Origin of the sequence: Dapis brunnea BLCC-M229, assembly GCF_050015995.1 — a bacterium.
Lineage (GTDB): Bacteria > Cyanobacteriota > Cyanobacteriia > Cyanobacteriales > Microcoleaceae > Trichodesmium.
Map to the genome: position 1 here is coordinate 35,226 of NZ_JBNHEP010000295.1, position 11,059 is coordinate 46,284.

At 37.7% G+C, this 11,059-nt stretch carries 10 protein-coding genes; 4 read left to right on the top strand and 6 right to left on the bottom strand.

What is annotated here, in order from left to right:
• Positions 1-808: 808 nt before the first annotated feature.
• Positions 809-1,117, top strand: coding sequence for a hypothetical protein (locus tag ACP6PM_RS33920; RefSeq protein ID WP_426591249.1), 309 nt, complete (start codon positions 809-811; stop codon positions 1,115-1,117).
• Positions 1,118-1,323: 206 nt separating this feature from the next.
• Here ACP6PM_RS33920 and ACP6PM_RS33925 read toward each other — a convergent pair whose 3' ends face one another.
• The 3 genes from ACP6PM_RS33925 to ACP6PM_RS33935 form a co-directional block, all read right to left on the bottom strand.
• The gene (locus ACP6PM_RS33925) at positions 1,324-1,464 is read right to left on the bottom strand and encodes a hypothetical protein (protein ID WP_426591250.1); all 141 of its coding nucleotides are present in this window, start codon (positions 1,462-1,464) and stop codon (positions 1,324-1,326) included.
• A gap of 22 nt (positions 1,465-1,486) precedes the next feature.
• Entirely contained in the window at positions 1,487-2,266 is a 780-nt protein-coding gene (locus ACP6PM_RS33930) for a photosystem II S4 domain protein (protein ID WP_426591251.1), read from the bottom strand.
• Positions 2,267-2,573: 307 nt separating this feature from the next.
• Positions 2,574-3,086 carry a hypothetical protein gene (locus tag ACP6PM_RS33935; protein ID WP_426591252.1) on the bottom strand — a complete coding sequence of 171 codons (513 nt, stop codon included), beginning with the start codon at positions 3,084-3,086 and terminating at the stop codon, positions 2,574-2,576.
• A 170-nt stretch (positions 3,087-3,256) separates the two neighbouring features.
• Between ACP6PM_RS33935 and serA the strand changes: the two genes are divergently transcribed.
• Both serA and prmA read left to right on the top strand, forming a co-directional pair.
• Complete coding sequence (serA, locus tag ACP6PM_RS33940; RefSeq protein ID WP_426591253.1) at positions 3,257-4,840, top strand: phosphoglycerate dehydrogenase; 1,584 nt, start codon at positions 3,257-3,259, stop codon at positions 4,838-4,840.
• 580 nt (positions 4,841-5,420) lie between these two features.
• On the top strand, positions 5,421-6,314 hold the full coding sequence (prmA, locus tag ACP6PM_RS33945) for a 50S ribosomal protein L11 methyltransferase (protein ID WP_426591254.1): 894 nt from the start codon (positions 5,421-5,423) through the stop codon (positions 6,312-6,314).
• 126 nt (positions 6,315-6,440) lie between these two features.
• Here the strand turns inward: prmA and ACP6PM_RS33950 are convergent, their stop codons facing one another.
• From ACP6PM_RS33950 to ACP6PM_RS33960, 3 genes are all read right to left on the bottom strand, one after another.
• Positions 6,441-7,016, bottom strand: coding sequence for a hypothetical protein (locus ACP6PM_RS33950; protein ID WP_426591255.1), 576 nt, complete (start codon positions 7,014-7,016; stop codon positions 6,441-6,443).
• Between the two features lie 106 nt (positions 7,017-7,122).
• On the bottom strand, positions 7,123-7,359 hold the full coding sequence (locus tag ACP6PM_RS33955) for a hypothetical protein (protein WP_426591256.1): 237 nt from the start codon (positions 7,357-7,359) through the stop codon (positions 7,123-7,125).
• Between the two features lie 231 nt (positions 7,360-7,590).
• Positions 7,591-7,908, bottom strand: a complete 318-nt coding sequence (locus tag ACP6PM_RS33960) for a hypothetical protein (protein ID WP_426591257.1) — start codon at positions 7,906-7,908, stop codon at positions 7,591-7,593.
• 540 nt (positions 7,909-8,448) lie between these two features.
• On the opposite strand from ACP6PM_RS33960, the gene ACP6PM_RS33965 reads away from it, so the two are divergent.
• Positions 8,449-10,740 (top strand): PD-(D/E)XK nuclease family protein, encoded by a 2,292-nt coding sequence (locus ACP6PM_RS33965; RefSeq protein WP_426591258.1) that lies wholly within the window; start codon positions 8,449-8,451, stop codon positions 10,738-10,740.
• Positions 10,741-11,059 lie beyond the last annotated feature (319 nt).

Consider the following 11,059-nt stretch of genomic DNA (forward strand, 5'->3'; position numbering starts at 1 on the left):
TGTCTAGAGATTTTTTCATTGTTTTTTGCTAGTTTTGTATAAGTTGGTTAATTTTAGTTAAGAACATGGTTATAGAGGGTTTGTTTGACATCTCCAGGGGTTGAAACACCCTGGATTCCGTGGTTTACCCACCGCTTAGGGGATAAATCCACATTTCCTTACAGCCTGAAGGGCAGACTTCTAAACTCCTCGGCATACACCAAAATCTAGCTGTGAGCTTACTTTTTTTTAGCTTTCACGAGTGGTTTTACTCACGCTGGTTGGAGCAATCTTCTCGCTGCTTTAGCTGCCTGCTTGCTTTTCCTGCGGAATGCTGCGCAAACAGCCGTCGTAGGAAATTAATTCCCCTTATACTGTCCACCGGAATTTCACCGCACTAGCGGTCTTGTCATGGCAACAAACCTTGTTCTTACTTGCTATCTCTAGTATAGCAAGTAAAGCAGAGTATAGCAAGTAAAGCAGATTTTTACTACGCTTTATTACCCGCGTGTCGTTATTCAACCAGCCGTTAAAACAGGCTGGCTAACTTCCTCCCGTTATTTTTTTAGGTTTGTGTTCAGAAAACTTTGTTGCGCATGGGACGACAATGTGGAATTCCTCAACCTCGGTTCCGGGATTAGGGGTTTTCTCCTGCCTATTTCAGGGAATCTGCTTGACTACTCCCCGGAGGTTAGTCACGGGGATTCTAAGCAGATACTACGCAACAGGATAAATCCATGTTGCTTCGTTTCTTCTTAGCTGACCAAAGATACACTCTCTGGGGACAAGTCAAAGTGCCCCTACACAGTCTGCTGTAGACAGGTGCTCGTTGGAGAAGGAGTACATCATTCCTGCCGATGAGCCGTTCCCGTCTTACCATCGTCAACAAAACAACCTGCCCAAAGCTAAGAAGCAATTCCCGCGTTTGGGCCTGGTGCATTCTCAGGTGTTGCAGACTACTATTCGTAGACTGCACGACACCTGGGAAGCTTTTCAGAAGAGGGGTCATGGATTTCCGCGCTTCAAAAAGTTTGGTCAATTCAAGTCTTTTGTGTTTCCTCAGTTCAAAGGAAACATTATTTCATTTCTTCTTTTCCCCTTGAAAGGGGAGGCTAATAAAGCTGAATTATTTAATTAATAATTAATAATTGTTAATTATTCGGTAATACTCTTACCTGAAAAACTTTTCTACATTTTATTGAGTAGGAATGTTGCATGCACTACGGACGTTGGATGCAACGTCCCTACAGTTATATTGGTTTACTCAGTCATTACTCTCCGTGCCAATCTTTCCGAGTCAAATTATGAGATTGCTTCGGCTGAAAATCTGCTTTTCCCAGAAGATTAACTTATTCTATTATCGCCTCGCAATGACAACATTAGACAGTTGAATAATTTTTGGTTGTCCTGCAACCGTAATGGTGAAGATATATATTTTTTAATTTCTTCCCATACTTCCCATACTTCCCAAACTTTTTCTACCATTACTATGCACCACCACCTAATTTTAAACATAACGCGTTAACTGCACCCGATAACGTTCTTTTTTTGTAATAGCAACCTCCCCTATTTCTAACCTCCCTTTTCCTCGAATTGCAATTAAATCTCCAGACTTAACTTGATAACTTGCCTGACTAATTTCTTTCCAATTAACTCTTACATCTCCCCCCTCAATAAAATCAACCATTTTACTACGAGACATTCCAAAACCAGCGGAAGCAACAGCATCTAATCTCATAGAAGCTTCCACAGTTGTTAACTCTTTCTTTTTCGGTTCTCTTATTCTTAAATCACTCAATTCTAAGGGTTTAACTTTAACAGGAACAGACCGAACTTGTTGGAGATTCATCTCTAAAAATTCCACCAGTTCAGGAACAACAATTGCCTGGGCACCTCGTTCTCCCAAAACAATAATATCTCCCGTTTTTTCCCTAACAATTCCTGTGCCTAACATCGAACCAAGAAAGTCTCGGTGAGTAGCAGTATCAAACAGAAAATTTCCCTCAATATTAATAGCCTTTAATTCCACACTCGAAATATCAATAGGTAAATCTGAACGAGCGATCGCTAATCTTTTTCGTTCAGCTTGAGGATAACCACCCCATGCAACTATTTCTACTTCAGTTAACTTTTGAAAAATTCTTTCTGCTTCAAATATTTCTGGTGGAGATAAAAAATCACTCTGAGTAATTTCCCAAGTTTTAATAGCTTGTTCAGCTAAGTCTATTATTCTGGTAATAGCTTCGCGATTTTCGATTCCTTTGAGAAGTTCTTCTTTTGGTAACATAATTATTTATAAGGTAAGAAGTTAAAGTTATAAATCTCATATTGTCATTGCGAGGCGGCGATCAAACAAGTTAACTCCCAGGATAAACCCTGAAGTTAGCCGAAGCAATCTCACATATACTGTTATGAATCAGATTGCCACGGGGGGGTAATTATTGAATCAACTAAAATATCTGCTTTCCCATCTCCCCTCGCAATGACATTTATATGTATATGTAAAAAAGCTAGTAGTTTTGTATTCAGTTTATAAACCAGCTATATACTTAGACTTCCTCCTGACTCCTGACTCCTGACTCCTAAAAAATCTCCTAACTTTCCGGTGCAGTATATCCTTGAATATTTTCTGGTTTAAACTGATATAAAGTACGAGTTGCCAGACGAGTCAAAGCTTCCGAACCCCGAATAACAACTAAATACTTACCTGCGTTGAGACGGTTACGATAAGATACAGCATCACCACCACCAACAATCAAACCCACTCCACCACCAACAAAAGTCCCACCCATTGCCCCCGAAATAGCCCCCAATATACCACCAATAAAATGATTGCCAAATTCGCCTGCCCAAGCAAAAGTATTCAAACCAGTAATCAAACTAAAAGTAGTACCAGCAGCAAACCCAAATGGTACAAGCCAAGTAATCATACGGAGCGCTTGTTTGCGGGCCTGTTCTTTTGGGTCAATTAGGCCATATTCATCGGCAGTTTGATACCCCCGGCCCAAGATTGCCACTTGTTTCATGGGCAAACCCTCTTTTTCCAAAGCAGAATAAGCGGCTTCAGCTTTCATACGGTCTGAGAATACGGCGACGAGATAATTCATAGAAGTTAACCAAAGCAATCTAAAATATTTCTGACAATCAATTAAATTATAGGCCCATACTGGTACTCTGAAGGGTAAAGCTGTTATTTAAGACACCAAAAAATTAAACTGAAGCAGAAGTTTCAGTAAGAAAAACAATCAAATAACCCAAATTATTCAACTAACTTCCTATGCCAAAAGTTCTTGTATCCGATCCAATCGATCAAAGTGGAATTGATATTATCTCCCAAGTAGCTCAGGTAGATGTTAAAACAGGTTTACCTGCAGAAGAACTGGTAAAAATTATCCCAGAATATGATGCTTTAATGATTCGCTCTGGTACAAAAGTCACTAAAGAGATTATTGAAGCTGCAACAGAACTAAAAATTATTGGTCGTGCTGGAGTCGGGGTAGATAATGTAGATGTACCAGCAGCAACTCGTAAAGGTATTGTAGTAGTTAATTCTCCAGAAGGAAATACAATAGCTGCAGCAGAACACGCCCTAGCGATGATGTTGTCCATGTCGCGGCACGTTGCAGAGGCTAACCAATCAGTTGTAAGTGGAAAATGGGACCGCAAAAAGTTTATTGGGGTAGAGGTCTACAAAAAAACTCTCGGTGTTGTTGGTTTGGGTAAAATTGGCTCCCATGTAGCTAAGGTGGCGAAAGCCATGGGTATGAAAATTTTGGCTTACGATCCATTTATTTCTGCAGAAAGGGCAGAGCAATTGGGTTGTAATTTGGTAGATATGGATTTATTGATCCAAGAGTCAGATTATATTACTCTCCACATACCCAAAACTGACGAAACTTATCATTCAATTAATGCTGAAACTTTTGCCAAAATGAAGCCTACAGCTCGGATTATTAATTGTGCTAGAGGTGGAATTATTGATGAAGTTGCTTTAGCTGAAGCTTTAAAAGAAGGAAAAATTGCTGGAGCTGCTTTAGATGTGTATGAAAATGAACCTCTAGAAGCTGAGTCCCCACTACGAGAGTTGGGAAAAAAAATTGTGATGACTCCTCACTTGGGTGCTTCTACTGCTGAAGCTCAAGTGAATGTGGCAATTGATGTAGCTGAACAAATTCGAGATGTATTATTAGGGTTGCCTGCTAGATCGGCGGTGAATATTCCTGGTATGTATCCTGATACCTTAGAAAAACTAAAGCCTTATTTATTATTGGCTGAGACCCTTGGTAATTTGGTCAGTCAATTAGCAGGTGGGCGTATTGATTTTCTCAATGTTCGTCTCGAAGGAGATTTGGCCAGTGGAGATAGTAAACCTGTAGTAGTGGCAGCGTTGAAGGGTTTACTATCTCAAGCTTTGCGAGAGCGGGTCAACTATGTAAACGCCTCAATTGAAGCTAAGGAAAGAGGTATTCGGGTAGTGGAAACTAGAGATGCTTCAGTCCGGGACTATACTGGTTCATTACAGTTGGAAGCAAAGGGTTCTCTAGGGGACCATATTGTTAGAGGTGCTTTACTTGGAGAAGATGAGATTCGGATTACTAATATTGATGGTTTCCCAATTAATGTTCCTCCTAGTCCATATATGTTATTGACTCTCCACCGAGATATGCCCGGAATTATTGGTAAAATAGGTTCACTTCTAGGCAGTTTTAATGTCAATATTGCCAGTATGCAGGTGGGTCGTAAAATTGTTCGGGGTGATGCGGTGATGGTATTAAGTATTGACGATCCATTACCAGAAGCAATATTAACTGAAATTCTCAAAGAACCAGGAATTAAAGATGCTTATACAGTTGCTCTTTGACATACTCTTGGGCCTAAAGGTGCAGAGATTCTCCTGAGAAGTGGAGGGAATATATATAAGACCCAAAACTAACCAAAGTTAGTCGAGGCGGTTCCCAGTAAGGCTCGAAGTCTCGAAGATCAATCAAACTGTCCTTAGATTGAGTTGAAGCAGGAAACCCCAACTTCAGTGAAGCAAGTTGGGGTACTTCACAGATAAATATATTTTTTCACCAAAATTATCCTGAATACTCCCCTCAATGGTTGTTTTTAGTTATTGGCAGTGAATATATTTCTTAAATTACCGAATAATTAAGGTAAAAAGCCTCTCCTTTAAAGGAGAAACTTGAAAAAATTTTCATGATTAGTCAATCCTATCCGTTTTCAAGGAGAGGTAATTATTGATTATTAATTATTAATTATTAATTATTAATTGTTGAATAGGACTTACTGACTCCAACCAAGAAACTGGGTTTATTAATTACCCTGATGATTTGCCGATCATAGAGGGACTTTCGTCGAGAAACCCGGTTTCTGTTTCTGCGTAAACCCTATGACTAATTAAAAAATATAAAATCTAACATAGAAAAGCTGAAATTTTTATGGCATATAACTGGTGGGAAATTAGAGTCTTATGCAACCAAAGTCTGGAGGAGGTAATTTTCTGGCGTCTGGATAGTTTTGGTTGCCGGGGGACAGCGAGTCAGGTTAAAGGTAATGATTGTTTAATATTGGCTTATTTACCAGAAGAGCAAACTCAACTATTGGACTTGTCAGCTCTGGCTTTAAATCTGCGTCAAGATGCTCTATGTATGAATTTACCTGCTCCAGTGATGGATTGGAATTTAATTGAGGAAGAAGATTGGGCAAGTAGTTGGAAGCAATATTGGCAACCTCAAGAAATTGGCGATCGCTTTCTGATTCATCCTGCTTGGTTAGCTTTACCAGAGGAGTCAGATAAAATTATCCTCCGTTTAGATCCAGGAGCAGCTTTTGGTACTGGTACTCATCCTACTACAGAATTATGTTTAGAATCGTTAGAAATGCGCTTGGGTTTGGAACCAAATCCTGAAGCTATAATTACTGATATTGGTTGTGGTAGTGGTATTTTGTCGATTGGGGCAGTATTATTAGGGGTACGTCAGATTTATGCTGTAGATATTGATCCTTTGGCGATTAGATCGACTATTAATAATGGAAAATTAAATCAAATAGAGGCGGAAAAATTAATTGTTGAACAGGGAGATATTGAGGATTTAATTAAATTAGTTCCTGAACCTGTAGATGGTATAGTCTGCAATATTTTAGCTGAGGTTATTATTGATATAATTCCTCATCTCGAAGCGATCGCTAAACCGACCACTTGGGGTATTATGAGTGGGATTTTATTAGAACAAGCTAAATCAATTGCTGATACTTTAGAACAAAATGGTTGGGTTGTAGCTACTCTTTGGAAGCGAGAAGAGTGGTGTTGTTTTAATATTCGGCGTTCTTAAATTAGGGAATAGGCAATAGGGAATGGGTAATATTTGCAGTTGTTAATTTTGGTTATTTTTTTCCCAGTCAGGTCAGGAAAAATCTAATTATAATTACTAATGTTATTGTGTAGTTATCTAGTTTATTCAAGCTTTAGAACGAAGATAAAAATAAATATAACCACTCCAATAAAATATATTCACTAAAATCATTAATCCCTTTCCTACAACAGAATTAATTCCGGGAAATACCCGCCAAGTTCCTAATAAGACTAGCAAAATTTCTATTAAAGCCACAATTGATCCATAATGGTTTGGGTCCCAATAAGAAATAGGGCTAATAAATCTATAGTTACTGAAGGGGAAAAAGTGTCTATGAGCATCATCATTATGTACTGGCAAATCTAGTAGAGAATGCAAGACTAAACTAATACAGATAACTTGCATAATTTGCCAACCAAAGTAGTAAGAAATTAGCAATCCAATTATAGCAAAAGGAATAGAATGAAAGATGGCAACAAGATTTTGGATTAATGGTTGATAATATGCTTCTGACCAAATTTTTGCCTCTGGTAAACGAGCAATAAATTTTGCCCAAAAGTAGAAAATAAAGATAGGAATATCGGGTAAAATTCCACCAATTACAATAGCCAGATTAGCTTGTGGTAGTTGAGGTTTAGTAAGAAGTGCGAGATTAATAATGGCATGACTTGGTGTATTCATTAGACAAGAGGGAGTAGGGAGTAGGGAGTAGGTTGATTTTCATTTACCTGTTTAAGCATTTTCCTAAAATCTATAATTTTCTATTTTAACTAATTTTTTGATTCATTTATGATGAGTTTCTATTTTGCCATTCTGATAAAGCTACATCGACTAAAGCATCTATGGATTTAGATTTAATAGATTTTTTTGTCATTATTTCATACATTTTTAGATATCCTTCAATATTATTGTATTCTGTTTTTCCTTGATAACTATAGCGACTGGTAATTTTGTATCCTAATGCTTTCTTCCAATCATCAGTTAAAATTGAAATTTTAATGCTTTTTAGATCGTTATATAGCATTTCTCAAATTGGTGAGATACACAAATTTTCGATTTTAGGCAACAGCGAATAGGGAATAAGGAATAGAAAAAAATACTCTACCTCATTAATATGAGAACTGCTATATTGGTTGCGCATATATTTTCGTAATGATTTAAAATGCCGATATGGTAAATATAAAAACATTTCTAAACCAGATGCACCTTTTGGAAATTGAAATCCTCCTAAAAGTTTGTGTGGTGGTTTGCAAAGTTAACCGTCTTTCCTTTTTTGATCGTAAGTAATAGTAACATTTGTACTTTTTTCTCCAATAGATTTGTCAAATCTCAAAATTTTTTCTCGCAGCTTCAAGACAATATCTTGTTTTTCAATACTTTCATTTTCTAACATTCTTAAAAGTGATTTAGGTGGTTTAGATATAGTAATTAAATCGGGTGTAGTTTGAGAGGCAAGAATGATTTTTTCTTGAGGGTAAGGAATCTGAATTTTTGAGAATAAATTTCCGTCTGTAGTCTTGATAATTCTGAAAAAATCTCCAGGTTGGAAATTTTGACTTATACTAATCCACACGAAATTCTGAAAAAAAAACTGCAACGTTATAGTTTTTAGATACGCTCTATTCTGAAAAAATCTCAAGTTCGGAAATTTTGACTTATACTAATCAACACGAAATTCTGAAAAAAAACTGCAACGTTATAGTTTTTAGATACGCTCCATTCTGAAAAATCTCAAGTTCGGAAATTTTGACTTATACTAATCAACACGAAATTCTGACAAAAAACTGCAACGTTATAGTTTTTAGATACGCTCTATTCTGAAAAAATCTCAAGTTCGGAAATTTTGACTTATACTAATCAACACGAAATTCTGAAAAAAAACTGCAACGTTATAGTTTTTAGATACGCTCCATTCTGAAAAATCTCAAGTTCGGAAATTTTGACTTATACTAATCAACACGAAATTCTGACAAAAAACTCCAACGTTATAGTTTTTAGACAGGGATACTGAGGTTGACTAACAGAAAGAAAAATACAGACTATAAATATAGCATCAAAACCAATAATTCCATAATATAATCTAGTTTCCTAACTAAACAAAGGATAGCTAAAATTGCCATTTTCTTCCCTTTGGATTACAGGGCCAACTCTTAGTGGTAAAACAAGTCGGTTAATAGAAGAATTCTGCATTAGAGGCCAACAGATTCAATCTCCCCTAAATCAAATTGTTTCTAAAGTGAGGCCAGAAAATTCTAAAAGCGATATAGCTGCCGGTACGCTCGGCCAATGCAACAATCAAATAAGGGACCTCCAACATAGTGAACCCCAAATATTAATCTTGGCCGCTAATGCAGAGAACCGCATTAATTTGATGGACCGAATTTCGGAGGCCACATCAGAACAATACCCCTATCACTCAACTACCCCATTAGGTTTTTTTGAGGATGAGGTAATCTTATTCTGGCCATTGCTAATCCAAGCCTTGGACTTGAGGGGACAGTTTCCTTTACGATTACGCCCCGAAACAGAGCAGGAACTTGCTAGCAGATTTTGGCGTCCTCATATAGAGAAACTACAACAGCCAGGAATAAGTCTAGAGCGGATAATACGTCGAATTCTAGACTTATTTCAACTGGCTGCTTTTAGTTGCACGCCCACAGAAGAAATCGGAATGATTTTACAACAGGGATTTGAGGAAGTAGGGGTTGGGTCACCAACTCCTATAGAGGGCTTCTATGCCAATATAGTAGAATTACTGCAACATTGGCGACATTGGTGTTGGCAAACAGGTTTCCTAACTTACGGCATAATCACGGAGTTGTACTGGCGGTATCTACTGCCAAACTCTACCTATCAGCAACATTTAATTCATCGCTATCCTTTTGTATTGGCAGATGATGTGGATGAATATCCAGCTATAACTTGTCAGTTGTTCGACTTTCTGTTAGATAATGGCTCTATAGGTGTTTTCACTTATAATCCTGATGGTAGTATTAGATTAGGTTTGGGTGCTGACCCGGAATATCTAGCACAACTACAGAAGCGCTGTCAAATAGAAGCATTAGACGCAGCTCAGAATTTAGCACAAGAAATAGGGGAACCTATTGTCGAATTAGTCGTCGAAAATTACCTAAATAGTTATATTTATCAACTTCCAACTTATTTTAAATCCATTCAGCGGACTTCGCGGGCAGCTTTATTACGAGAAACAGCAGAGGCGATCGTTAAAGATATAAATTTGGGTATAGTAAAACCTGAAGAAGTGGCAATAATAGCTCCTGGTTTAGATGCGATCGCTCGTTATAGTTTGATTTCAATTCTCAACCATGATGGAATTGCTGTGGAATCTCTTAAAGAACAACGTCCTCTAATTAGCTATCCGATGATTCGAGCATTATTAAGTATTTTAACTTTAGTTTATCCTGGTTTGGGTCGTCTAGTAGATCGTGATGCTGTGGCAGAAATGCTGGTGGTATTGAGTCAGAGGTCAATTACTACTACTACAGGGGAAAAAGAAATAGATGGTCAGGAAAATTTACAAAAGACTAATGATATAGATCCAGTGCGGGCAGGTTTATTAGCGGATCATTGCTTTTATCCAGATATTACACATCCACGCTTACTACCCATACAAACTTTTTCTCGATGGGATAGGGTGGGGTATCGAGCAACTCGTATTTATAATCAGATTTTAGAGTGGATAGAAAAACAGCGATCGCAACAGCAAGAACGTCAACTGCCTAATCCTATCTTTTTACTAGATAGAGCAATTCAGAAATTTTTTATTTCTAGTTATCTTTCTTATGCTCAGTTAGCAGCGCTACGAGAGTTGATGGAAACAGCAACACACTATTGGGAAGTAGAGCGCAGACTACAACAAAACTCCCAACTTCAGGTAACAGAAGCTATGACTGATGAACCGGTGAAGGAAGATTTATCCTCTAGTACAGTAGAGAAATTTATCCAGTTTTTACGTAGAGGTGTTGTTAGTGCCAATCCATACCCAGTCCGTTCAATAGGTCATTCACCTCCCGCAGTTACTTTAGCGACGATTTTCCAATACCGAGCTAGTCGCAAATGTCATAGATGGCAGTTTTGGTTAGATGTTGGCTCTCCTCTGTGGTTAAGTGGGGGTACTGCCACTCTCTACGGAGCGCCATTATTTTTGCAAGGCCAGTTAGGAAATTGTTGGACTATTGAAGATACTCAAAAATCCGATCGGGAAAGATTGCGACGAATTTTGTTAGATTTGTTAGGTCGTGTAACTTATTGCCACTCTAGTTCAGTTAATGGGTCAAATGAACATCGGATTTACCTTTGTCACAGCGATTTGGCGGTCAACGGACAGGAACAAACAGGGCCACTTTTACCTTTGGTCTATAATTCTTCGTCCCATACTGGTTAGTTAGACAATTCAGAATAAATACCTATTGTAATTTTTGGTCAAATTTAGGACTAATGAAAAATTAACAACTTTATTACTATAAAAAAAAGTATTTGTCAATAAATATCGCAAACAAATTTAAATAATATTTTTAAAGGGAGAAAAATAATGGGAGCAGGAGCATCAATTGAAAATGAGCAATTGGTTAGAGATGAATTTGGGAACTTCGGCATTATAGATCAAAATGGTAACTTTATAATAACCCAACCAGTACCAACACCAGAGCCAACACCAGAGCCAACACCAGAGCCAACACCAGAGCCAACACCAGAGCCAACAC

Bases quoted from the DNA above. Each gene is read 5' to 3' on its own strand.
- ACP6PM_RS33925 (WP_426591250.1), bottom strand. From the start codon at position 1,464: ATGGTAGAAAAAGTTTGGGAAGTATGGGAAGTATGGGAAGAAATTAAA.
- ACP6PM_RS33955 (WP_426591256.1), bottom strand. From the start codon at position 7,359: ATGCTATATAACGATCTAAAAAGCATTAAAATTTCAATTTTAACTGAT.
- serA (WP_426591253.1), top strand. From the start codon at position 3,257: ATGCCAAAAGTTCTTGTATCCGATCCAATCGATCAAAGTGGAATTGAT.
- ACP6PM_RS33950 (WP_426591255.1), bottom strand. From the start codon at position 7,016: ATGAATACACCAAGTCATGCCATTATTAATCTCGCACTTCTTACTAAA.
- ACP6PM_RS33930 (WP_426591251.1), bottom strand. From the start codon at position 2,266: ATGTTACCAAAAGAAGAACTTCTCAAAGGAATCGAAAATCGCGAAGCT.
- prmA (WP_426591254.1), top strand. From the start codon at position 5,421: ATGGCATATAACTGGTGGGAAATTAGAGTCTTATGCAACCAAAGTCTG.
- ACP6PM_RS33935 (WP_426591252.1), bottom strand. From the start codon at position 3,086: ATGAATTATCTCGTCGCCGTATTCTCAGACCGTATGAAAGCTGAAGCC.